The sequence below is a fragment of the Roseovarius sp. JB2-10 genome (genome assembly GCF_055693585.1).
Genome location: NZ_CM146337.1, coordinates 972,980 through 994,616 on the forward strand (window position 1 = coordinate 972,980; position 21,637 = coordinate 994,616).

The following is a 21,637-nucleotide window of genomic DNA, read 5'->3' on the forward strand; positions in this document are numbered from 1 at the left end:
CGTGTCTGGATGCCAGAGAGCGCGAAAACAGAGCCTATTCCGGCGATTCTTGAATATTTACCCTATCGCAAGTCTGATGGAACCGCCGCGCGCGACCACGGGATGCATCTCCATTTCGCCAAGGCCGGGTATGTATGTCTGCGCGTGGATCGTCGCGGCTGCGGCGATAGCGAAGGCCTCTTTGACGACGAATATTCCGAACAGGAATTGCGTGATGGCGTGGAGATCATCAACTGGATCGCCGAACAGCCATGGTGTGACGGAAATGTAGGTATTCAAGGGATCAGCTGGGGGGTTTCAACGGCTTGCAGCTGGCCGCGTTGGCGCCCGGGCCCCTCAAAGCAGTGATCAGCATAGGCACAACAGTCGATCGATACCACGACGACATACACTACAAAGGGGGCATTCAGCTCTGCGAAAACATTGGATGGGCCGCTACCGTTTCATCCTGGTTTTCCATGCCGCCAGATCCGGCGTTACGGCCCGACTGGCGCAAAATGTGGTTGAACAGGCTCGAAAATGCGCCGTTTCTTGCCAGCCGGTGGATGCGCCACGCGGACCGGGATGGGTACTGGAGACACGGATCAGTTTGCGAGAACTATAATGCGATCAAGGCCCCCGTTTTGGTCTTGGGTGGTCTTCATGATGGGTACCGCAATGCGATGGCCGCGCTGGTTGAAAATCTGGACGTACCTGTCAAAGGCATCGCAGGTCCGTGGAGCCATAAATACCCGAATATCAGCACCATTGGTCCGTCGATCGACTATCTTGGCGAGGCGCTCAGATGGTGGGATCACTGGTTGAAAGGCAAAGACACCGGCGTTGGCGACGATCCGGCTTACCGGGCCTATGTCATGGACAGTGTCAAACCCGATCCGTCATTGAGTTATCGCCCCGGCAAGTGGGTCGGACTGGATGCCGCTCCAGCAACCGTTACGAAGTGCCAGGTTTTTGGTTTTGGAAGCGGCACATTGGGCGAAGGCGAGGTATTATCAGCCTATTTAGAGACTGATCTGAGCTGCGGTCGAGCCAGCAGCGAATTTTTTCCCTTTGGGTTTGGGCCCGGTGAATTGCCCGACGATCAGAGTGTCGATGATGCCAGGTCTTTATGTTTCGATAGCGCACCGATGGAAGAAGACCGCGTTCTTATCGGAGCACCAAAAGTCTCGCTGAGCGTGATCGCCGAGAGTCGTCGCGGGCAAATCGTGGCGAGGCTATGTGATGTGAGGCCCGATGGCACATCCGCTTTGATCACCATGGGGATCATGAACTTGCGGCATCGATTTGGATTTGTCGAAAAATTTGACGCTACCCCCAGTGAGACCTGCGAATTTCCAATATCTTTGGATCAAACGGCCTACAGGTTGCCCAAAGGACATAAGCTGCGAGTTGCCCTTTCGACGAGCTATTGGCCGTATTGCTGGCCGGAAGGAGAAAACACCGCGCTGACGGTGTGCGTCGGCGTTTTGTCAGTTGGGTGGCTTGATTTTGAGACAGCGCAACATGTGAGCTTTGATGAGCCAGGGCCTATGGAGCAACGCAAGTATCGGGAATTGTCGCCCCCGGTGGAACGCAAGGAATGGCATGATGACCCGGATACCGGGCAGATTGTGCTGGAGATTTTCGGCGATCACGGGCGACGGGAAGATTTGGAAAATGGCCTGATTACCGAAAGCGCAGTTTCCGAAACCTGGTCGATTGTGCGTGACGATCCCGCCAGCGCACAGGTCGAGATTGTCTGGACGCGGTCATTGGGACGAGGCGATTGGGAAGTCGCCAGCAAGGTGACCACAAGGATGCGCGGTGAGGCCGATCAGTTTTTCGTCGAGCAGGTCACCGAAGCCTTCGAGGGAGATGTTAAAGTGTTCGAACGCGCCGAAAGCGACACTATTCCACGCTGATCTGCTTATTCCTTCATGGATGATACGCCGACCTGCGCGGGGCGCAGAATTCGATCGTGGATCATAAAGCCTTCAGCCGAAATTTGGATGATTTCCCCGGCTTTGGTTCCCGGAAGCGGCGCTTCGAACATCGCTTCGTGTTCCTGAGGATCAAACCTGTCGCCAACTTCGGGTGAAATCAATCGGACACCGTGCTTCGAAAATACGTTTAGTAATTCCCGCATTGTCAGCTCAATGCCTTCGATCAACGCCGCTGAACCATGGCGCTGTTCTTCTGTGATCGTCTCAAGTGCGCGCTTCATGTTATCGTATACGGGCAACATATCGCGGGCCAGCTTCGAGCCACCATAATTTGCGGCCTCAAGGCGGTCTTTGTCAGATCGCTTTCGCGCGTTTTCCGCATCAGCCAAGGCACGCATAAATTTATCCTGGAGTGCGTCTCTTTCTGCACGCAGCGCATCAATCTCCGCCGCTTCATCGGTAATTTCAGCGGTTTCCGCCTCCAGCTCCTCGGCCAGGGCCTGTTCAATGTCATCCAGAAAATCTTCGTTCTTCTGCTCAGCCATGTTTTCTACCTCTAACCCCGGTCGGCGATCAGCTTGCCGACCAGTTGTGCCGTGTAATCCACAATCGGCACGATCCGTCCATAGTTCAAGCGGGTTGGGCCAATCACCCCTACCGCGCCAATAATCTTTCGATCAGCGTTCATATAAGGAGACACAACCAAAGAGGAACCCGAAAGTGAGAAAAGTTTGTTCTCAGAGCCAATAAAAATGCGCACACCTTCGCCTTCCTCGGTCAATTCAAGGAATTCGGCGATGTCACGTTTACGTTCTAGATCATCAAACAGGCTTCGAATGCGGTCCAGATCTTCCTCGTCAGCCTCTGCGTTCAGTAGATTCTGCACGACCTCGTACGATCAACCGTTCGTAGGAATCGCCATCCCCACCCCAAACAGCAAGCCCACTTTCAACCATCGCATGCGCCAATTGATCAATTTCCTGTCGCCTGGCATCGATCTGAGCCGTGATGGCGGATTGAACTTCCGACAGTGTCTTGCCCTCGATCAGGGCATTCAGAAAATTGGCGGCCTCGCGCATGGAACTTGGCGTCTGCCCGGGCGGCGGATTGAACACCCGGTTTTCCACATGGCCATCGGCAAAAACCAATACCACCAACGCCCGGTCATGCCCCAGACCAACAAATTCAATGTGCTTGATCGGCGCTTCGTGTTTGGGTGCCAGAACAAGAGATGCGCCATGTGTCACGCCGGACAGGGCCGCACCCACACGGTCCAGTGCTAGCGCCACGTCGTCAGAATTTTTTGTGACCGTTGCATCAATCATCTGCCGATCTGTGTTTTCCAGATCGCCCACCTCCAGGAGGCCATCAACAAACATGCGCAACCCTTCTTGCGTCGGGATACGTCCGGCGCTGATGTGCGGGCTGTCCAACAAGCCCAGATACTCCAGATCCTGCATGACGTTGCGAATGGTCGCGGCGCTGACTTTTTCAGTCATATCCCGTGTCAGCGTTCGCGATCCGACCGGATCGCCACTGGCAAGATAACTTTCGACGACCCGGCGAAAAACTTCACGAGACCGTTCGTTCATCTCTTCCAGAATTTTGCTGCTATCGGTCATGTCACCTGCGTTGCGCTATTTGCCGCTTGTAATAAAGGGCGCACCGATCAAAAGGTCAATCGGGGTTGCTATCCGGGTGGCGTCGCCTGTATCTCCAAACCCAACCGATATAAGGAAAAAACAATGCGCCCTTCTGGAAGAGACTTAAGCGAGATGCGCCCGGTTTCAATTGAAACAGGCATTACAAAACACGCAGAGGGTTCATGCATGATCCGAGTGGGCGACACCCACGTTCTTTGTACTGCGACAATCGAAGATCGCGTGCCACCGTTTATCAAAGGATCGGGCCTTGGGTGGGTAACAGCGGAATATGGGATGCTGCCGCGATCAACCACGAGCCGCATGCGCCGGGAGGCCACAGCAGGCAAGCAAGGCGGACGGACGGTTGAGATCCAGCGCCTGATAGGCCGGTCTTTGCGGGCAGGAATTGACCGCGTTGCTTTGGGTGAGCGACAGATCACAGTGGACTGTGATGTGATTCAGGCCGATGGCGGCACGCGTTGCGCGTCAATCACCGGCGGCTGGGTGGCGCTCCGTCTCGCGGTGGCTAAACTCATGAAGACCGGTGATGTTACATCTGATCCAATGGTTGATCCTGTCGCGGCCGTTTCGTGTGGCATCTATGCCGGGCAAGCCGTGCTTGATCTTGATTACCCCGAAGACAGCGATGCTGGCGTAGACGGCAATTTCATAATGACCGGATCAAAGCAATTGATCGAAGTGCAGATGAGCGCGGAAGGCGCAACATACTCAAGGGCCCAAATGGATCAATTGATGGATCTGGCTGAAAAGGGCGTAGATGAGCTTGTTGCAATGCAATTGGCGGCCGTAAATGCGTAAATTCGACGGTGATACTCTGCTGGTGGCCACGCACAATGCGGGAAAGCTTGAAGAAATCACCGCATTACTCAATCCGTACGGTGTCAGCGTCTTGGGCGCGGCGGAAAAAGGTCTGGTCGAGCCTGAAGAGACGGAATCCACATTTGTTGGAAATGCGCGCATCAAGGCCCATGCTGCAGCACGGGCAAGCGGCTTGCCGGCTCTATCAGACGATTCCGGTGTTGAAATTGATGCGTTGAATGGCGCGCCGGGTGTATACACAGCGGATTGGGCAGAAACAGAGACTGGTCGAGACTTCGTAATGGCCATGAACAGATCAAAAAACGAACTCGAACGACTAGGCGTACCGCACCCTTGGACCGCTCGATTTTGCTGCACACTGGTCCTGGCTTGGCCGGATGGCCATGACGAGGTTTTTCCTGGCTATGTCTCTGGCAAAATCGTTTGGCCGATGCGCGGATCTGAAGGTCATGGCTATGACCCGATTTTCCAACCGGATGGCTATGATGTGACCTTTGGGGAAATGGATCGCTGGGCCAAAAACCGTATCAGCCACCGCGCCGATGCTTTTTCCAAGCTTATAGCAGGTTGTTTTGCGTGACGATTGGCAAAATGGCGGCTTTGGCTTCTATATCCATTGGCCGTTTTGCGAGGCTAAATGTCCCTATTGCGACTTTAACAGCCATGTAAGTCAAACGATCGACCAAACTGCATGGGCTGAAGCCTATCTGCGAGAAATTGATCGATACGCCGAATTGCTTCCCGACAGGGTTTTGAATTCGATATTCTTTGGGGGTGGCACCCCGAGCCTGATGAGCCCAGATGTTGTTGCGCGCATTATTTCTCACATACGTGAGAATTGGCCAACGGCAAATGATCTTGAAATTACACTGGAGGCCAATCCTGGGTCAGTAGAGGCGCGACGCTTCGAAGGGCATGCAGCCAGCGGCGTCAATCGGATCTCGATGGGCATTCAAGCTATGAATGATGTCGACCTAAAGCGATTAGGGCGCATCCATTCGGTTGCAGAGGCCCGTCAAGCATTTGATATAGCACGGAAAATTTTCAATCGTGTGAGTTTTGACCTTATCTACGCCAGGCAGGATCAAACGCTTGATGGTTGGCGGGCTGAACTTCGCGAAGCGCTTAGCATGGCGGTCGATCATTTATCGCTATACCAGCTTACAATTGAGTCAGGAACGGCATTTGGTGATCGGTATGCCGCGGGGGGTCTACGTGGCTTGCCGCCCGACGATCTGGCCGCTGACATGTATCAAGCAACGCAGGATATTTGCGGCGCTGCCGGCCTCCCGGCTTATGAGGTGTCAAACCACGCCAAACCGGGCTCCGAATCCCGTCATAACCTGATTTATTGGCGCTATGGGGACTATGTCGGAATTGGTCCGGGCGCGCATGGACGAATAACCGTGAACGGATCTCGCTTCGCGACCGAGGCATGGTCTTCGCCAGCGAAATGGCTGAACTGCGCAGATAACGGGTCGACGGAAAAACCAAAAACGCCCCTTACATTTCAGGAGCAGGCCGAAGAATATGTCATGATGGGATTGCGCATCGACCAAGGTATTGATCCCAATAGGTACGAGAAACTAGCAGGAAAAACTCTATCCTCCTCTGCGATTGATAATCTCACTGAACTTGGAATGATCACAGCTGCCCCGCACCAAATTCGCGTGACTCAGCAAGGCAGAATGGTATTGAATGCAGTAATCCGGGAATTTTTGTCAGGAAACTGATGCGTATCATTTGGACGGCTCTTGGGCTGATCAGCTTGGGCTTGGGTATCGTCGGTATCTTGTTGCCGCTCGTTCCCACCGTTCCATTCGCTTTGCTGGCCGCCTTTTGTTTTTCCAAATCGTCGGAGCGCCTATATAGCTGGCTGATCAATCACCCCAAATTTGGCCCGGTCATTATAGATTGGTACCGAAGCGGGGCAATCAGCCCGCGCGTAAAGCGCCTGTCTTCTGTTTCTATTCTTGCTGTTTTTGGAATTTCGCTGGTCCTTGGCGTACGGCCAATGGTTTTGGCCATTCAGGCTGTTGCCCTAACCTGCGTGACTATTTTTATTTGGACGCGCCCTAATGAGTAGCGCTTAGAATTCGGCAGATGTCGTCTAGCTGGTCAAGCGTTGCGTATTTGATGACGATCTGCCCGCTTTCCTGACCTGGCTTGTGGTCTACTGAAACTTTCATGCCAAGATTAGCAGACAGATCGCCCTCAAGCGCCTTGGTATCTGCGTCTTTGCCTGAAGAAACCTTCGGTTTTGACGATGTGCCGTTAGGGGCAAAAATGTTGCCAATACCCGACTTGGCAAGTTTCTCGGTTTCTCTCACCGAAAGGTTTTTCTTGATGACATGGCGGGCAAGAGCAGACGGATCATCTGCCGTAATCAGGGCCCGAGCATGACCGGCTGACAATTTTCCATCCCGCAAATACGTTTGCACTTCAGTGGGCAGTTGCAGCAAACGGACGGAATTTGCGATGAAGCTGCGGCTCTTCCCAAGCACCTGAGACAGCTTATCTTGTGTGTGCCCAAACTTTTCCATCAACTGGTGGTATCCAGCCGCTTCTTCCACGGGATTTAGATCTGCCCGCTGTATGTTTTCAATTATCGCGACTTCCAAGACTTCGATATCTGTAAAATCCCGCACCAAGACCGGGATCTCATGTAGCTTTGCCATTTGCGCCGCGCGCCATCTGCGCTCACCCGCAACAATTTCATACTCTCCTTCGACACCCGGCCGCGCACGAACGATTAGCGGCTGAATAATACCTTTTTCTGCGATTGAGGCGCTCAAATCAGCCAGCTTTTCCTTGTCGAACGCGCGTCGTGGCTGATCCGGGTTGGCCGTCACCTTTTCGATTGGAACAAGAAGATCAGGTGCGGCGGATGTATCCTGGCTTTTTGGCGAAGTATCTTCAGCGACATCAGCCATGAGCGCAGATAGGCCACGTCCAAGCCCTCGCTGCTTCGTTGTCTTTTTGGCCATTACGCGCTCCTTCTTGTACCTATGCGGCAACTCGTGCCTGGTTTTTTATTAGCTCTTGGGCAAGACTTCGGTATGCCTGTGCACCTTTGGAGTTGGTATCATAGTCCAATACTGGAATTGCATAGGACGGTGCCTCGCTGACGCGAACATTCCGCGGAATCCTTGTCCTAAAGACCAGCGCACCCAAATTATCGCGCGCATCCTTTTCGACCAGACTGGATAGATTGTTACGCGCATCAAACATCGTCAGGACGATACCTTCGATCCTAAGGTTTTTGTTGGCTGTTTGCCGAACTTCCCGAATGGTCAACATCAATTGGGAAACACCTTCCAGCGCAAAAAATTCAGACTGCAAGGGTATCAGAACCGAGTGAGAAGCCACCATCGCATTGACCGTCAAAAGGTTAAGAGACGGGGGGCAATCAATGAGGATGTAGTCCAGCTTGTACGCGTCCATCGCAGTTTGTCGCAAAGCGTCATGTAACAGAAAGCTGCGCTTTTCATTAGAAAAAAGCTCGATATCAGCAGAACTCAGGTCAACCGTCGCCGGGATAATCATCAGGTTCTGGTTCTCGGTCTCCTGAACAACATTCTTGAGCTCCACATCATCAAGCAGCAAGTCGTATGTAGTGTATTCACGCGCATCAGCGCCGATGCCGAGCCCGGTAGATGCGTTACCCTGTGGATCCAAGTCAACAATCAAAACACGGTTTCCAGCTTCGGCCAAAGCCGCTGCAAGATTTATCGCTGTAGTGGTCTTTCCAACGCCGCCTTTTTGATTGGCAACAGCAATTATTTTAGGTCCACGTGGGCGAGTGGGGTCAGACACGCGAAACTCCTGTAATTCGCAAAATAACCGGGCCAGTTTCCGTTTTACTCTTAACAAATTGATGGTCAAAGCGCCACTGAGATTGAGCAGCGTTCAGTTCTTTCTGCCAAGATTCTCCCTTTGGGAAAATTGCCATCCCGTCTGGCTGCATATGACGTTCTGCAAATGCCAGCAAATCGGATAGATCTGCCAGTGCACGGCCTGATAATACGTCGGCGCGCAACGGATCTACAATTTCTATCCGATCATTCAGTACATCTGCGTTGGTACCTGTTTCGCGGATGACTGTGCGCAAAAATGTACATTTCCGCGTATCGCTTTCCACCAAACTTACTTTCTTGGGTGACCCAGCCTCCATTGCCATAATGGCAATCACCAATCCCGGAAAACCGCCCCCTGACCCCAGATCAACCCAATGTGCCACAGGATGAGGCGCCATGTCGAATATTTGCGTAGAATCAAAGATATGGCGTGTCCAAAGATTTTCTATGGATCCCTTTGAGACAAGATTTATTGAGGGATTCCACTTCTTCAGAAGTGCGGCGTAAATTTCAAGCCGTTCCATTGTTTCACGTGAAACATCCGGCGCGTAAGCCGACGTCATGCAGATTTACCGCGCCTATTTTGCCGCAGTCGGGCCAAAATTAGCGTGAGCGCGGCGGGTGTCATCCCATCTATACGTCCGGCTTGGGACAAATTCGAAGGCCGTGCACTGGTCAGCTTCGCCTTAAGCTCATTCGAAAGCCCCCCGATATTCCCATATTCGAAGTCATCTGGGATTTCTTGCGCCTCGTCACGCTTCATCATTTCTACATCCCGATTTTGACGATCAATGTAATTCGCATAAAGAGCGTCTTTTTCAAGTTGCTCCTGAGTTTCCACATCAATTGCGCCGAAATCCTTGTCCAGCTGCTGAAGGTGCGAGAAGTTGATTTCTGGAAAGGCCAATAGCTGGAACGCAGAGCGCCGAGAACCATCCTGGTTCACGGTCAGACCAACTTCATTTAACTGTTTCGGTGTGAAGCTTTGCTCTTCCAATTTGTCTCGGGAAGCCGAAAGCCTTTCCATCTTTTCATTAAAATGGGTTTCGCGCTGATTTCCAACGCATCCAAGCGCTACTCCCTTGGCCGTTAACCGCTGATCGGCGTTGTCGGCGCGTAGAGAAAGGCGAAACTCGGCGCGCGACGTAAACATGCGATATGGCTCCGTAACACCGCGCGTGATCAAATCGTCCACCATAACGCCGATGTAACTGTCTGACCGACTGAAAAGAACAGGTTCACCGGATTTCACCTCCTGAGCAGCATTTAGCCCCGCCACGAGGCCTTGTGCCGCAGCTTCCTCATAGCCCGTTGTGCCATTGATTTGGCCCGCCAAATACAATCCGGGAACGGATTTGACAGACAACCGCGCATCTAGCGCACGAGGATCGACATAGTCGTATTCGATGGCATAACCCGGTTGCAGAATCGTCGTGTTTTCAAGGCCTTTTATCGATTTCACGTATTCGATCTGAGTTTCCTGCGGCAAGGACGTCGATATTCCATTCGGGTAAATCAAATCATCTGACAGGCTTTCAGGCTCAAGAAAAACCTGATGCGACGTTTTATCTGCAAAACGGACGATTTTGTCTTCTATCGACGGGCAATACCGCGGCCCTACACCATCAATATGACCACCATACATTGCAGAGCGTTCAAGATTTTCGCGAATGATATCGTGTGTTTTTTCATTTGTATGAGTGATGCCACATGAAATTTGCCGGGCACTTGGCTTCCGCGACAAAAAAGAAAACAGCGTCGGGTCATCATCACCGGGCTGCATTTCCAGAATAGCCCAATCGATGGTTTTTCCATCAAGCCTGGGTGGTGTCCCGGTCTTCAAGCGCCCCAACGACAAGTCAAAGCTGTCTATTCTTTCTGCCAACTTGATAGAAGGTTTGTCACCCATCCGACCGCCTGGACGCGAAACATCGCCAATATGTATAACACCACGCAGAAACGTACCCGTGGTCAACACAACGGCTCCCGCTTTGATCTGACCTCCGTCATCAAGCTCTACGCCGACCACTGCCTCACCTGACATGATAAAGTCGGTGGCCTCTCCCTCGACGATCGACAGATTTTCCTGTGCCTCGATTTCTTTGAGCATCTCTTCGCGATAAATTTTGCGATCTGCCTGCGCTCGAGGACCCTGAACGGCAGGTCCCTTCCGGCGATTCAGAAGGCGAAACTGTATCCCTGCCGCATCGGCAACGCGTCCCATAACGCCATCAAGCGCGTCAATCTCACGAACGAGATGTCCTTTGCCCAAACCGCCGATCGCTGGATTGCAAGACATCACTCCGATACCTGATCGCGTCAGCGTAACCAAAGCAGTCTTGGCGCCAAGCCTCGCTGATGCATGTGCAGCTTCTGTGCCAGCGTGACCACCGCCAATAACCACCACATCAAAATGTTTCACGTGAAACACTCCTCATTTGCCAAGACAAAAGCTTGCAAAAATTTCATCCAGCACGTTTTCGATATCAACGCGTCCTACCAGAGAATCAAGGGCACGGATAGCCGTCCTCAACTCTTCTGCGGCGATGTCAGCCGTATCTTCACCGCCGGGCAAAAGATCAACCGCTGCCTGTAATGCATTCAGCCCCTTTTCCATTGCCAGCTTATGGCGCAGTCTGGTCGCAATTCCGACATCCATGGAACGGTTCTTCAGCTCTCCGGAAACCTGGCTCACCAGTTCTGAAACACCCTGTCCCGTTAGGCCGGATACGGCATTCGGGCAATCATCCAGCAGATCCCCTTTGGCCGCCAAAACGATGTCATCAGGCAACACCTCCATGTCCGGGGTTTCACCAGCTTCTACCAAAAACACGCGCAGATCGGCCGCCATTGCCCGTTGCCGCGCGCGATCTATTCCGATTGTTTCGACTACATCATCCGTGTCTCGTATTCCCGCAGTATCCAGCAGGGTCACAGGCAAGCCCCCTAAATCCATGCGAACTTCGATGACATCCCGTGTCGTACCGGCAATTTCCGACGTAATTGCAGCTTCTCGACCTGCTAAGCTATTGAGAAGAGTAGATTTTCCTACGTTTGGAGCACCAACAATTGCCACTTCAAACCCAGTTCTAATGCGCTCTGCAGTTTGAACGCCTTTGATCTCTGAACCCAATGATGCAATCACAGTACGGACGAGGTCATTGACCTCTGGTGATACATCAACCGGGACGTCTTCATCCGCAAAATCTATTGTGGCTTCCAATAGCGCGGCCGCCCGGATCAAATTCTGGCGCCACCCTTCCGCTCGCTTCCCTAAATCGCCCGACAGAACGCGTAGTGCCTGGCGCCTTTGTGCTTCGGTTTCCGCTTCGATGAGATCGGCCAGCCCTTCGACTTGAGCCAAATCCATGCGGCCATTTTCCAGCGCGCGCCTTGTAAACTCCCCAGGCTCCGCCGCTCGCAAACCTTCGATCTTTGACAGAGCATCGAGTACCGACGACACAACGGCAACAGAACCGTGAACCTGCAGCTCCACAATGTCCTCTCCTGTGAAGCTGCCCGCGTGCGAAAAGGTTACGACAAGCGCCTCATCGAGGCGCATACCGCTCGCATCGCGCAGGACACGCACTGACGCCATCCGAAAGGGCGGGACGTCCCCACACAGCATTTCAGCCGCACTCAACGCCTCTGGCCCGGATATGCGGATCACAGCGACGCCAGCTTTGCCTTGCGCTGAGGAAAGAGCATAGACCGTGTCCATGGCTGGCCTCAAAGCACCTTATGTCAGGTGTTCATTGAATCGAAGAATTCAGAATTGGTCTTGGTCTGTTTCAACTTCGACAACAAGAACTCGATCGCATCCGTTGTGCCCATTGGATTAAGAATGCGGCGCAGCACAAAGGTTTTCTGCAGGTCGATCTTGTCGATCAACAGGTCTTCTTTCCGTGTACCGGATTTCAGGATGTCGATGGCCGGGAACACGCGCTTGTCCGCGATTTTTCGATCCAGAACCAATTCGCTGTTACCGGTGCCTTTGAATTCTTCAAAGATCACCTCGTCCATTCGGCTGCCCGTATCGATCAGCGCGGTTGAGACGATGGTTAGGGATCCGCCTTCTTCAATATTCCGTGCCGCACCAAAGAAACGCTTGGGTCGTTGCAGGGCATTGGCATCCACACCACCGGTCAAAACCTTACCCGACGATGGGACAACTGTGTTAAACGCCCTACCAAGTCTTGTGATCGAATCCAGTAGAATAACAACATCTCGTTTATGCTCGACAAGACGTTTGGCTTTTTCGATGACCATCTCTGATACGGCGACGTGGCGCGTGGCAGGTTCATCAAAGGTCGAGCTGATAACTTCACCCTTCACCGAGCGCTGCATATCCGTAACTTCTTCGGGACGTTCATCGATCAGCAGAACAATCAAATAGCACTCGGGATGGTTCGCTTCGATGCTAGCCGCGATGTTCTGCAAGATCACAGTTTTACCGGTCCGCGGTGGGGCCACAATCAGGGACCGCTGGCCTTTGCCAATCGGTGCAACCAGGTCAATCACACGTGCAGATTTATCTTTAATCGTCGGATCTTCGATTTCCATCTTCAGACGCTCATCCGGGTAAAGGGGCGTCAAGTTGTCGAAAGCGATCTTGTGCTTAGCCTTCTCCGGATCTTCGAAATTGATTTGCGTCACGGAAGTAAGGGCAAAATAACGTTCACTTTCTTCCGGGGCCTTAATGAAGCCGTCGATCGTATCTCCGGTGCGGAGCGAGAATTTACGGATCATCTCGGGCGAAACGTAAATGTCATCTGGACCTGGCAGATAGTTGGCTTCAGGAGAGCGGAGAAATCCAAAACCGTCCTGCAATACTTCAAGCACCCCGTCACCAGAGATTTCCCATCCCTCGTCTGCGCGTTCCCGCAGAATTTGGAACATCATCTCGCCTTTACGCATGGTCGAGGCGTTTTCGATCTCGAGCTCTTCCGCCATGGACAGAAGGTCCTTAGCGGATTGCGCTTTGAGATCAGCGAGATTGAGTTTGTCTTGGGACATGGAGATACACCTTATACGCAGCCCGTAAGGCACGTGTTCATTTTATTGCTGGAAAACAGGCCACCCGGACGGGCGCTTGGGAGGCTTATTAAGCCCGTGTCGTAAGCGAGTCAATAAAACCTAGAATTTCACGACAACAGACAAGACAATGATAACCATCAAAACAGTCGGTACTTCATTCATCATTCGGTATTGTCGGCCCGACACAGTGTTCTGACCTTTGAAAAAGTCCTTGCGTCTCAGACCTAGCCAATGATGAAACCATGTCATGATCAGGACAGATAGCATTTTTGTGTAAGGCCAAACAGCAGACCAATCGACGATACCGGGGGTGAATAGCAGAAGCAGTCCAAAAACCCATGTCGCTATCATTGCAGGGTTCATGATGACCCGAAGGAGTTTCATTTCCATCATCTGGAAAACGGGGTCGATACCATCAACTTTGGGCGACTGCTCAACGTGATGCACGAAGAGACGGGGAAGATAGAACAGACCAGCCATCCATGCTATCACGGACATGATATGAAAGGCCTTGGTCCATGGATAAAAGCTAATCAGAAAATCGGCCACGGTCTTTCCCCACTTCTGAGCAACCTTCCTTTAATATTAAATAGAAAGATAAGAAAGGATGATGTTTTAGTAGGGATGCTCAAACATGTGGATTAATAGGTTCTACGCAATTTATGAACAAGTTGATCGCGATGTGGATAAAATGGCTAGTTTCTAACTTAAACCCACTTTTTGTCAAAACTATGTTTCAAAAACAGGTACTTAGATACATGAAATTAAAACTAGAATGTTGATAAATCTGGGATAACTCCTTGAAATCTGAAATTGTCCTGACCCTCAAGTTTTCCAAATCCACAATGGGGTAGTTTTGGACAAACGGCACGAAATCAACTGATTTCAACAGAAACAAACCTGGTCATGGATTTACCGGCAAAGTGTTCTTAAACATCTGGGAACATATCCTTTGGGTTTTCCACATGTCTCAAGATCTTGTTCTGGCGTCGGGCTCATCAATCCGACAGGAGTTGTTGCATAGCGCCGGATTGAAATTTGATGTTCAAGCCGCGCGCGTCGATGAAGAGGCAGTGCGCAGATCGCTGGAAGCAGAAAATGCCAGTGCCCGCGATATTGCTGACACTTTGGCTGAGATGAAGGCTCGAAAAGTAAGCGACAAAAACCCCAGCAGTCTGGTCATAGGATGTGATCAGGTTCTGAGTTTCGAGAAAGCGATATTGTCTAAGCCACCATCCCCGGAGCAAGCACGGGCAGATCTGTTGAAACTACGGGGCAAGCGGCATGAGTTGCTATCCGCTGTTGTCATTTGTGAAGGTGGCAAACCGGTATGGCGACATGTTGGTGTCGCCCGATTGACCATGCGGCGCTTTTCAGATGAGTATCTTGACGGCTATATAGAACGGAATTGGGACAGCATCCGGCACTCGGTCGGTGCCTACAAGCTGGAGGAAGAAGGCGTCAGGCTATTCACACAGATAGATGGTGACTATTTTACGATCCTTGGCTTGCCGCTTTTGGATCTTTTGTCATATCTCGGCCTGCGCGGCGCAATAGAACAATGAGTGACAAGAAAATACCTTTGGCCGGGGTCATTGGCCATCCAATTGCGCATTCCAAATCGCCTCAACTTCATGGTCACTGGTTGCGCGCGCACGGCCTTCCAGGTTTTTACATCCCCATGGATGTCGCGGCAGACGATTTGTCGGATGTAATCAAAACGCTGCCCAAACTGGGTTTTGTCGGCGTTAACATCACTGTACCGCACAAAGAACGCGTGATGGAGCTGGCCGATTTGGTGACAGATCGTGCATCGCTGATTGGGGCGGCGAACACCCTGATTTTTCGTCGCGACGGCAAGCTGCATGCTGACAACACGGATGGATATGGGTTTATCCAAAACCTTCGTCAAGGGGCGCCACATTGGAATCCAAAGGCGGGTCCTGCCGCCGTACTGGGCGCTGGTGGTGCAGCACGCGCTGTTGTTGCCTCGCTTCTGGAAGTTGGTGTTCCAGAGATCATGCTGGCCAATCGCACCCGCGTTCGGGCGGAAGCGTTGCAATCCGACTTTGGCAAACGGGTGAAAGTCATTGATTGGGTGCAGGCCGGGAACATGATGGATGAGGCAGCGACTGTCGTGAACACAACCTCCCTTGGGATGATCGGAAAGCCCGAATTGCGCGTACCTCTCGATGGGTTACGCAAAGACTCTGTCGTCACGGACTTGGTTTATGCCCCACTGAAGACCCGATTGTTGCACGAAGCCGAAGAAGTTGGCTGTACCACGGTTGATGGCCTCGGGATGTTGCTACACCAAGCAGTTCCAGCATTTGAGCGTTGGTTTGGTGTACGTCCAGACGTTGATACCGCCACGCGTGCGGCCGCTCTGGCATGACTTTCAAGTTGGGCCTTACCGGGTCGATCGGCATGGGCAAATCCACCACCGCCAAAATGTTTGCAGAACACGGATGCGCAGTCTGGGACGCGGACGCGGCAGTGCACCGTCTCTACAGCAAAGGTGGAGCGGCAGTTTGCGCCATCGGTGATGCATTCCCCAATGCCATTGTCGACGAAGAAGTTTCCCGCGAAGCCCTGAAGCGTATCCTGACAACGGACCCCGACGCGCTGAAACAAATCGAAGCGATTGTTCATCCATTGGTCGCGGCGGACCGGGAGGCATTTTTAAAAGATGCTGAGACGGCCATTGTTGTTCTCGACATACCGCTTCTATTCGAAACCGGAGCCGATGCACAAATGGATGCCGTTGTCTGTGTAACGGCGCCGGACTACATCCAGCGCCTGCGGGTTTTGGACCGTGGAACCATGACAGAAGAACAGTTCAATGTGATCCGGGACACGCAAATGTCAGATGCAGAAAAGTGTGCCCGGGCGGATTATGTGATTGAGACCGACAGCCTTGAGCATGCGCGGGAACAAGTGCAATCTGTGTTGAGCGACATAAAGGGTAAACTGGATCATGCGTGAAATCGTACTCGACACGGAAACCACGGGGTTTGAACCCGAACAGGGTGACCGCATTGTCGAAATCGGTGCGGTTGAGTTGCTGAACCACATGCCCACCGGAAAGACGTTCCATAAATACATAAATCCGGAACGGGCGATGCCGAATGAGGCGTTCGAAGTTCATGGTCTGGGCGATGAATTTTTGCGCGATAAACCTGTTTTTGCAAAAATAGGTCAGGAGTTTCTCGATTTTGTTGGCGACGCCAAGCTCGTTATTCACAACGCCGCTTTTGATATGAAATTTCTGAACGCGGAGCTGGGTTGGATGAAACTGCCGCAGCTGCCTTGGGAACAGGCGATCGATACATTGGCCATTGCGCGGAAGAAATTCCCGGGTTCGCCGGCATCTCTTGATGCGCTCTGCCGCAGGTTCGGCATTGATAATTCCGCACGCACGTTGCACGGCGCGCTGTTGGATCTCGGAAATATTGGCGGAAGTTTATCTTGAGCTGATTGGCGGGCGTCAGCCCGACCTGGTTTTGAGCACCGCCACGACAAAGGCCGATGATACCGCAGCGGGATCTGATGATTGGCGGCCAACGGCTCGGCCAAACCCTCTTCCATCCCGGTTAACCGAAGAAGAGGTTGCCGCCCATGAGGTTTTTTTGGAGACCCTAGGCGACAACGCTTTGTGGAAATCGATGAATTAAGCGTCCGGTTTCGCGGCTTCGGCCTGTGCCGCTGCAGCACGACGATTGATTTCATTGCGATAGAGTTTCACGAAATCGATGCTTTCCAGATTCAACGGTGGGAACCCGCCATCACGGGTCACATCACTGACGATGCGGCGCACGAAAGGGAAGAGCATCCGCGGGCATTCGATCAATAGGAAAGGATGCATCTGGTCTTCTGGCACACCCTCAACATGGAAAACGCCGGCGTACTCCATTTCGAAAATGAACAAAGGATCTTCAGTGCCTTTGTTCTTTCCCGCCACATTGGTTTTCATTGTGACTTCATACTGATGGTCAGGTTTGCGCTTCTTGGCATCCAGATTCACACCAACTGTCACGTCGAGCTGCACTTCGCCACCGGTGCCTTTTTGAGCGAGAATATTTTCGAATGACAGGTCGCGAACAAACTGCGTCAGGACATTCATCTTTACCTGGGGCGGCTGTTCTGCGGCTCCGTTTTCATTTTCGGCCATAGTCTGTCTCCAAAGGGGTCAAAATATTTGGGGCAGGCTTAACAGCTAGGGTCGCGGGCCTCAATGCTTAGTCCAGCCGGATGACTGATGCGTGGGCTTCTTTGGTGGATCCACTTCCTGGTATTCGCCTTCAATCACATCACCGTCTTGCGCTCGCTGTGGGTCTGAACCGGGTGGGGGCGAACCTGGATGGGCGGAAGGTCCTTGCGGTCCCATGTCAAATTTCTGCACATGAATACGTTTGCGCAAATAGTCAAAGGCGGCCTTGCGCACCGGTGGCATCAGCAGCGCAAACCCAAATGCATCGGTAAAAAATCCTGGCGTTAGCAACAATGCGCCAGCCAAAAGGATCATGGCGCCATGGGCCAAAGGTTCCGTGGGATCATTCAGCTCGGAAAACGAACGGCGGAGGTTGCCCATCGCCATCGCGCCTTGTGTCCGCACCAGCCATGTTCCCAGAATGGCCGTCAAAACAACCACGCCAAGCGTAGGCCAAAGACCAATTGCGCCACCTACCTGAATGAACAAGGCGATTTCAATAAGCGGGACGGCAATGAACGCTAACAACAGCCACATTAAGGCGACTCCTTTGTTTTGCGGGTCACAAGGTGGACTTGACCGCATCGACCCCCTACATAAGTGCGTGACAGCAGTGTTTCCATGCCCAGTTAGACAAGAGGTCCTCATGAATTCGCCTATCCTACAGCTTTTGGTGTTGGCCGGAATTGCAATTTTTCTGATTTTGCGCCTGAAAAGCGTGCTGGGCACTCGCGACGGTTTTGAAGGCCCCGTAAATCGTGGGCCCGCGCCATCAAACACACGCCGTCAGGACTTTGAGGTCATTGATGGCGGCCCTGATCGTGACATCACGGATCATGTCGCCGAAGACAGCGAAGCCGCTGCCGCTTTGGCCGAAATGAAACGGGCGGAGCCAAGCTTTAACCTGACTGAATTTCTCCAGGGTGCGCGTAGCGCATATGAGATGATTCTGATGGCGTTCGAGCGTGGCAAGCTGGATGAAGTGACACCGTTTTTGTCCGAAGATGTCTATGAAACATTTGCGCAGGTTGTCGACGCCCGCGAAGAGCAGGGACTGACAATCGAAGCCGAATTCGCCGGCGTTCGCGAAGTCACACTCCACGAAGCCCGATTTGATGCGGATGAAAAGCGGGCGGAAATCACGATGAAATTCGTGGGCGAGCTATCCTCTGTTGTGCGCAACAGCGAGGGTGAGATCATTGAGGGCAAACCGGGGCAATCAAAGAAGCAAAAAGATGTCTGGACCTTCGAGCGTGCGATGGGCACGGATGATCCTAACTGGCGGCTTGTTGCCACGGGCGAATGACGCGCGCGCTTTGGGTTTTGCTTTGTCTCTGGTTGCCTGCGGCAGCCAGCCCGGACACGACAGACCTGCACCATCAAATTCTATCCTTTGAGGATCTCAACGGCTGGAGCGATGACGACCACGCGCAAGCGCTGGACGTCTTTCTGAACACATGTCCGGATCTCAAGGATCCTGATTGGGGTGCCCTGTGCGCACTTGCGCAACAAAAGCCCGACGCCAAACCGTTTTTCGAACTCTTTTTCAGACCTGTCCTGATCGAAAACGAAAAAGCGGCGCTGTTCACCGGGTATTTTGAGCCTGAACTGAACGGTGCTCTCCGACCGGATGCGCAGTATCGCTACCCGGTTTACCGCGAACCCTATGCATCAAAAAATACGGATATCTGGCTGACACGACGCCAGATCGAAACAGGAAGCTTCATGCAGGGCAAGAGGCTCGAGATCGCATGGGTCGATGACCCGGTTGAACTCTTTTTCCTGCAGATTCAGGGATCAGGCCGGATCAAACTCCCAAACGGCCAGACAATCAGAGTGGGTTATGGCGGGTCAAACGGTCATGAATACCGCTCCATCGGGGTCGAGCTTGTGCGGCGCGGTGTCTATGAGGCTCATCAGGTTTCTGCCGAAGTGATCAAAAACTGGGTCAGGCGCAATCCGATTGAAGGACGGGAATTGCTCTTTCATAATCCGTCTTATGTCTTCTTCCGCAAACTTACCAAATTGTCATCTGATGCTGGACCATTGGGCGCGATGAACCGTTCAGTCACGGCAATGCGTTCGATTGCCGTTGACCCGGCCTATGTGCCACTGGGATCACCAGTGTGGATCGAAAAGGATGGCAACGGACCTCTTCGGCGTTTGATGATTGCCCAAGACACAGGTTCAGCCATCAAAGGACCGCAGCGCGCAGATATCTTTTTTGGGACTGGCGATGAGGCTGGGAAATCCGCCGGACGATTGCGCGACCCAGGGCGGTTGGTGGTGTTGCTGCCCATTCAGCGCGCTTTTGCGATGCTGCCTGAGATCAATCAATGAGCAGAAGACGCCTGAGGCCGGATGAATTGGACCTATGGCGCAAGGTTGCAGACACGACGCAACCCATGCATCCGGACCGGCCGCAACCATCACTGCCTTTGAAACCCAAACAGCCAGCGGTACTTGATAGAAAACCTGTTGAAAAATTTCAGATCGGCGCCCGAAGCAATGGAACGGTGCCAAGCCACGATGTTTTACCCGGCCTGCCCGAGCGCGTCGCGCAAGCGCCGCTGAAAATGGACAAAAAGGCGTTTAGCAAACTCAAGCGCGGCAAATTGGTGCCGGAAGGCAAAATTGATCTGCATGGCAAAACACTGGATCAGGCGCATCCGGCTTTGACCAGTTTCATTCTGAAATCACATGCATCCGGAAAACGGCTGGTTTTGGTGGTGACGGGCAAAGGTAAAGAACGGGATGACGGCGGTCCGATTCCGGTCCGGCTTGGCGTGTTGCGTCATAACGTTCCCCATTGGCTATCGGTGCCACCCCTGGCGCAGGTCGTGCTGCAGGTCACAGAAGCGCATTTGAAACATGGCGGTGGTGGTGCCTATTATGTGTACCTACGTCGCAACAGGTAACAACGGCTTGGCCCGATTAATGCCCAGGACCATCATCACCGTTGCGAAAACAAAGTAGAGCGCGATCAACAGATATTGCGTCTCAATCCCAAGCCCGAGATCTATCCCAACCCCAGTTATTCCCGGCCCAATGGCGGAACCCAAGACCATTACGGCAGCAGCCATAGCCTTGATGGAACCCAGATATTGGGTCCCATAAAATTCTGCCCAAAACGCATTGGGTAACGTCGTGTTTGCCCCTGTTGTTAGGGCCAAAAAGAAAAACCCAAGCAGCATGGTCATGGGTCCGGTCGCATAGGCAAAAACCACAAACGAAGCGACCATTGGAATCTGAAAATAGGGGATGAGCCGGGCGGTTCCAAACCTGTCTAATGCGGCGCCAGACAGGACCATCGCACCAATGCCAACGAGCGTGTAAAACGGGAACATGGCGACCAGCTCAACATGCGTCATGTTTTTGATTTCTGAAAAATGTACCTGGTGAAAGAAAAACGCGGTGTTGAATGCACCGGGCCCCAAAAGTGCAGGCACCATGAACCAGAACAGCCAATGTTTGAACGTCCGGTTCCGGGTCCATTGCTGGCCCATCATTCCGACCGCCTGATCCGACGCTGAAATCGATTGTGGTGTACGCTCCTGTTTCAACAGCTTTAGCAAAACGGGAATACCCAAAAGGGCAATTCCGGCTGCGAGACCCCATAGTACCCGCCAGTCGTAAAACAGCATAAGGCCGACAAACACGAGCGGCAGCACAGCCTCGCCTACTGCGAAACCAAGTGTGGCAACGGAAAGAGCGCGCCCACGTGTTGTGATGAACCACCGTGACATGGCAACAACAGCAATGTGGCCGGTCATCCCCTGACCCGTGAAACGCAGGGCCAGAATGACGAGAGGGAGTGCCCAAACCGCAGGATTGAGCGCCATGAAAAGACAGGCGGCGGATAGCATAAGCAAAATGACCGTGCCCAGAGATCTGACCCGAAACTGGTCTGTCAATCCGCCCGCCCAGACCATCAAGACGGCGGATATTCCTGTGCCAAGTGTGTAGATGCCGCCCCATTCCCCGTGGCTGAGACCGAATTCAGATCGAATTTCTCCTGCGAAGATCGAAATGAAAAACGTTTGTCCGAAACTGGAGAGAAATGTCAGAAGAACGCCGGCTGACAACCACGGTAAATTTGATCGCAGGAAATCAAGCGTTCGCATGATG

At 52.6% G+C, this 21,637-nt stretch carries 22 protein-coding genes and 3 pseudogenes; 13 read left to right on the forward strand and 12 right to left on the reverse strand.

Annotation, left to right across the window (positions count from 1 at the left end; genetic code table 11):
* Positions 1 to 9 precede the first annotated feature (9 nt).
* Together ACZ1HJ_RS04870 and ACZ1HJ_RS04875 are read left to right on the forward strand one after the other, a co-directional pair.
* Positions 10 to 671, forward strand: a pseudogene (locus ACZ1HJ_RS04870) (CocE/NonD family hydrolase); the annotation flags it as partial.
* On the forward strand, positions 663 to 1,901 hold the full coding sequence (locus ACZ1HJ_RS04875) for a CocE/NonD family hydrolase C-terminal non-catalytic domain-containing protein (RefSeq protein WP_472722155.1): 1,239 nt from the start codon (positions 663 to 665) through the stop codon (positions 1,899 to 1,901). The pseudogene ACZ1HJ_RS04870 and the gene ACZ1HJ_RS04875, both read left to right, overlap by 9 nt.
* Before the next feature lie 5 nt (positions 1,902 to 1,906).
* Here the strand turns inward: ACZ1HJ_RS04875 and ACZ1HJ_RS04880 are convergent, their stop codons facing one another.
* On the reverse strand, positions 1,907 to 2,467 hold the full coding sequence (locus ACZ1HJ_RS04880; RefSeq protein ID WP_472721206.1) for a nucleotide exchange factor GrpE: 561 nt from the start codon (positions 2,465 to 2,467) through the stop codon (positions 1,907 to 1,909).
* A gap of 11 nt (positions 2,468 to 2,478) precedes the next feature.
* Positions 2,479 to 3,544 (reverse strand): annotated as a pseudogene (gene hrcA / locus ACZ1HJ_RS04885) (heat-inducible transcriptional repressor HrcA).
* 123 nt (positions 3,545 to 3,667) lie between these two features.
* Between hrcA and rph the strand changes: the two are divergent.
* The 4 genes from rph to ACZ1HJ_RS04905 are packed head-to-tail and all read left to right on the forward strand — an operon-like array spanning position 3,668 to position 6,491.
* Positions 3,668 to 4,384, forward strand: a complete 717-nt coding sequence (gene rph / locus ACZ1HJ_RS04890) for a ribonuclease PH (protein ID WP_472721207.1) — start codon at positions 3,668 to 3,670, stop codon at positions 4,382 to 4,384.
* Entirely contained in the window at positions 4,377 to 4,985 is a 609-nt protein-coding gene (rdgB, locus tag ACZ1HJ_RS04895; RefSeq protein WP_472721208.1) for an RdgB/HAM1 family non-canonical purine NTP pyrophosphatase, read from the forward strand. Before rph ends, rdgB begins: the two co-directional genes overlap by 8 nt.
* Complete coding sequence (hemW, locus tag ACZ1HJ_RS04900) at positions 4,978 to 6,138, forward strand: radical SAM family heme chaperone HemW (protein ID WP_472721209.1); 1,161 nt, start codon at positions 4,978 to 4,980, stop codon at positions 6,136 to 6,138. Before rdgB ends, hemW begins: the two co-directional genes overlap by 8 nt.
* Positions 6,138 to 6,491, forward strand: a complete 354-nt coding sequence (locus ACZ1HJ_RS04905) for a YbaN family protein (protein WP_472721210.1) — start codon at positions 6,138 to 6,140, stop codon at positions 6,489 to 6,491. The genes hemW and ACZ1HJ_RS04905 overlap by 1 nt, the downstream gene beginning before the upstream one ends.
* On the opposite strand, the gene ACZ1HJ_RS04910 is transcribed toward ACZ1HJ_RS04905, so the two are convergent.
* The 7 genes from ACZ1HJ_RS04910 to hemJ all read right to left on the reverse strand — a co-directional run bounded on the left by ACZ1HJ_RS04910 (position 6,481) and on the right by hemJ (position 13,848).
* Positions 6,481 to 7,392 (reverse strand): ParB/RepB/Spo0J family partition protein, encoded by a 912-nt coding sequence (locus ACZ1HJ_RS04910; protein WP_472721211.1) that lies wholly within the window; start codon positions 7,390 to 7,392, stop codon positions 6,481 to 6,483. The genes ACZ1HJ_RS04905 and ACZ1HJ_RS04910 overlap by 11 nt on opposite strands.
* Positions 7,393 to 7,411: 19 nt before the next feature.
* Positions 7,412 to 8,221, reverse strand: coding sequence for a ParA family protein (locus ACZ1HJ_RS04915; RefSeq protein ID WP_472721212.1), 810 nt, complete (start codon positions 8,219 to 8,221; stop codon positions 7,412 to 7,414).
* The gene (gene rsmG / locus ACZ1HJ_RS04920) at positions 8,214 to 8,786 is read right to left on the reverse strand and encodes a 16S rRNA (guanine(527)-N(7))-methyltransferase RsmG (protein WP_472721213.1); all 573 of its coding nucleotides are present in this window, start codon (positions 8,784 to 8,786) and stop codon (positions 8,214 to 8,216) included. Before rsmG ends, ACZ1HJ_RS04915 begins: the two co-directional genes overlap by 8 nt.
* Positions 8,787 to 8,821: 35 nt before the next feature.
* Positions 8,822 to 10,684, reverse strand: a complete 1,863-nt coding sequence (gene mnmG / locus ACZ1HJ_RS04925) for a tRNA uridine-5-carboxymethylaminomethyl(34) synthesis enzyme MnmG (RefSeq protein WP_472721214.1) — start codon at positions 10,682 to 10,684, stop codon at positions 8,822 to 8,824.
* Between the two features lie 12 nt (positions 10,685 to 10,696).
* Positions 10,697 to 11,983, reverse strand: coding sequence for a tRNA uridine-5-carboxymethylaminomethyl(34) synthesis GTPase MnmE (gene mnmE, locus ACZ1HJ_RS04930; RefSeq protein WP_472721215.1), 1,287 nt, complete (start codon positions 11,981 to 11,983; stop codon positions 10,697 to 10,699).
* A 23-nt stretch (positions 11,984 to 12,006) separates the two neighbouring features.
* On the reverse strand, positions 12,007 to 13,278 hold the full coding sequence (gene rho, locus ACZ1HJ_RS04935) for a transcription termination factor Rho (RefSeq protein WP_472721216.1): 1,272 nt from the start codon (positions 13,276 to 13,278) through the stop codon (positions 12,007 to 12,009).
* Positions 13,279 to 13,398: 120 nt separating this feature from the next.
* Positions 13,399 to 13,848, reverse strand: a complete 450-nt coding sequence (hemJ, locus tag ACZ1HJ_RS04940; protein ID WP_472721217.1) for a protoporphyrinogen oxidase HemJ — start codon at positions 13,846 to 13,848, stop codon at positions 13,399 to 13,401.
* 416 nt (positions 13,849 to 14,264) lie between these two features.
* On the opposite strand from hemJ, the gene ACZ1HJ_RS04945 reads away from it, so the two are divergent.
* From ACZ1HJ_RS04945 to dnaQ, 4 genes and pseudogenes are all read left to right on the forward strand, one after another.
* Positions 14,265 to 14,864 carry a Maf family protein gene (locus ACZ1HJ_RS04945; RefSeq protein WP_472721218.1) on the forward strand — a complete coding sequence of 200 codons (600 nt, stop codon included), beginning with the start codon at positions 14,265 to 14,267 and terminating at the stop codon, positions 14,862 to 14,864.
* Positions 14,861 to 15,694 (forward strand): shikimate dehydrogenase, encoded by an 834-nt coding sequence (locus tag ACZ1HJ_RS04950; protein ID WP_472721219.1) that lies wholly within the window; start codon positions 14,861 to 14,863, stop codon positions 15,692 to 15,694. The genes ACZ1HJ_RS04945 and ACZ1HJ_RS04950 overlap by 4 nt, the downstream gene beginning before the upstream one ends.
* Complete coding sequence (gene coaE, locus ACZ1HJ_RS04955) at positions 15,691 to 16,284, forward strand: dephospho-CoA kinase (protein WP_472721220.1); 594 nt, start codon at positions 15,691 to 15,693, stop codon at positions 16,282 to 16,284. The genes ACZ1HJ_RS04950 and coaE overlap by 4 nt, the downstream gene beginning before the upstream one ends.
* Positions 16,277 to 16,973: pseudogene (dnaQ, locus tag ACZ1HJ_RS04960) on the forward strand (DNA polymerase III subunit epsilon). The gene coaE and the pseudogene dnaQ overlap by 8 nt, the downstream one beginning before the upstream one ends.
* Here the strand turns inward: dnaQ and secB are convergent.
* The gene (secB, locus tag ACZ1HJ_RS04965; RefSeq protein ID WP_472721221.1) at positions 16,970 to 17,470 is read right to left on the reverse strand and encodes a protein-export chaperone SecB; all 501 of its coding nucleotides are present in this window, start codon (positions 17,468 to 17,470) and stop codon (positions 16,970 to 16,972) included. The pseudogene dnaQ and the gene secB overlap by 4 nt on opposite strands.
* 60 nt (positions 17,471 to 17,530) lie before the next feature.
* Positions 17,531 to 18,046 carry an FxsA family protein gene (locus ACZ1HJ_RS04970; RefSeq protein ID WP_472721222.1) on the reverse strand — a complete coding sequence of 172 codons (516 nt, stop codon included), beginning with the start codon at positions 18,044 to 18,046 and terminating at the stop codon, positions 17,531 to 17,533.
* Between the two features lie 109 nt (positions 18,047 to 18,155).
* Here ACZ1HJ_RS04970 and ACZ1HJ_RS04975 point away from each other — a divergent pair, with 109 nt between their 5' ends.
* Genes ACZ1HJ_RS04975 through ACZ1HJ_RS04985 form a run of 3 tightly spaced genes read left to right on the forward strand, consistent with a single transcriptional unit; the run spans position 18,156 to position 20,427 of the window.
* A complete protein-coding gene (locus ACZ1HJ_RS04975) occupies positions 18,156 to 18,815 on the forward strand; it encodes a Tim44/TimA family putative adaptor protein (protein ID WP_472721223.1) in 660 nt (219 codons plus the stop codon).
* On the forward strand, positions 18,812 to 19,849 hold the full coding sequence (gene mltA, locus ACZ1HJ_RS04980; protein ID WP_472721224.1) for a murein transglycosylase A: 1,038 nt from the start codon (positions 18,812 to 18,814) through the stop codon (positions 19,847 to 19,849). The genes ACZ1HJ_RS04975 and mltA overlap by 4 nt, the downstream gene beginning before the upstream one ends.
* Positions 19,846 to 20,427 carry a Smr/MutS family protein gene (locus ACZ1HJ_RS04985; RefSeq protein ID WP_472721225.1) on the forward strand — a complete coding sequence of 194 codons (582 nt, stop codon included), beginning with the start codon at positions 19,846 to 19,848 and terminating at the stop codon, positions 20,425 to 20,427. Before mltA ends, ACZ1HJ_RS04985 begins: the two co-directional genes overlap by 4 nt.
* On the opposite strand, the gene ACZ1HJ_RS04990 is transcribed toward ACZ1HJ_RS04985, so the two are convergent.
* Positions 20,410 to 21,633 (reverse strand): MFS transporter, encoded by a 1,224-nt coding sequence (locus ACZ1HJ_RS04990; protein WP_472721226.1) that lies wholly within the window; start codon positions 21,631 to 21,633, stop codon positions 20,410 to 20,412. The two genes, ACZ1HJ_RS04985 and ACZ1HJ_RS04990, sit on opposite strands and share 18 nt — an antisense overlap.
* Positions 21,634 to 21,637: the final 4 nt, after the last annotated feature.

Coding starts and splice junctions, on each gene's coding strand:
- ACZ1HJ_RS04875 (WP_472722155.1), top strand. CDS start 663: ATGGCCGCGCTGGTTGAAAATCTGGACGTACCTGTCAAAGGCATCGCA.
- ACZ1HJ_RS04880 (WP_472721206.1), bottom strand. CDS start 2,467: ATGGCTGAGCAGAAGAACGAAGATTTTCTGGATGACATTGAACAGGCC.
- rph (WP_472721207.1), top strand. CDS start 3,668: ATGCGCCCTTCTGGAAGAGACTTAAGCGAGATGCGCCCGGTTTCAATT.
- rdgB (WP_472721208.1), top strand. CDS start 4,377: ATGCGTAAATTCGACGGTGATACTCTGCTGGTGGCCACGCACAATGCG.
- ACZ1HJ_RS04905 (WP_472721210.1), top strand. CDS start 6,138: ATGCGTATCATTTGGACGGCTCTTGGGCTGATCAGCTTGGGCTTGGGT.
- ACZ1HJ_RS04910 (WP_472721211.1), bottom strand. CDS start 7,392: ATGGCCAAAAAGACAACGAAGCAGCGAGGGCTTGGACGTGGCCTATCT.
- rsmG (WP_472721213.1), bottom strand. CDS start 8,786: ATGGAACGGCTTGAAATTTACGCCGCACTTCTGAAGAAGTGGAATCCC.
- mnmE (WP_472721215.1), bottom strand. CDS start 11,983: ATGGACACGGTCTATGCTCTTTCCTCAGCGCAAGGCAAAGCTGGCGTC.
- rho (WP_472721216.1), bottom strand. CDS start 13,278: ATGTCCCAAGACAAACTCAATCTCGCTGATCTCAAAGCGCAATCCGCT.
- ACZ1HJ_RS04945 (WP_472721218.1), top strand. CDS start 14,265: ATGTCTCAAGATCTTGTTCTGGCGTCGGGCTCATCAATCCGACAGGAG.
- ACZ1HJ_RS04950 (WP_472721219.1), top strand. CDS start 14,861: ATGAGTGACAAGAAAATACCTTTGGCCGGGGTCATTGGCCATCCAATT.
- coaE (WP_472721220.1), top strand. CDS start 15,691: ATGACTTTCAAGTTGGGCCTTACCGGGTCGATCGGCATGGGCAAATCC.
- secB (WP_472721221.1), bottom strand. CDS start 17,470: ATGGCCGAAAATGAAAACGGAGCCGCAGAACAGCCGCCCCAGGTAAAG.
- ACZ1HJ_RS04970 (WP_472721222.1), bottom strand. CDS start 18,046: ATGTGGCTGTTGTTAGCGTTCATTGCCGTCCCGCTTATTGAAATCGCC.
- ACZ1HJ_RS04975 (WP_472721223.1), top strand. CDS start 18,156: ATGAATTCGCCTATCCTACAGCTTTTGGTGTTGGCCGGAATTGCAATT.
- mltA (WP_472721224.1), top strand. CDS start 18,812: ATGACGCGCGCGCTTTGGGTTTTGCTTTGTCTCTGGTTGCCTGCGGCA.
- ACZ1HJ_RS04985 (WP_472721225.1), top strand. CDS start 19,846: ATGAGCAGAAGACGCCTGAGGCCGGATGAATTGGACCTATGGCGCAAG.
- ACZ1HJ_RS04990 (WP_472721226.1), bottom strand. CDS start 21,633: ATGCGAACGCTTGATTTCCTGCGATCAAATTTACCGTGGTTGTCAGCC.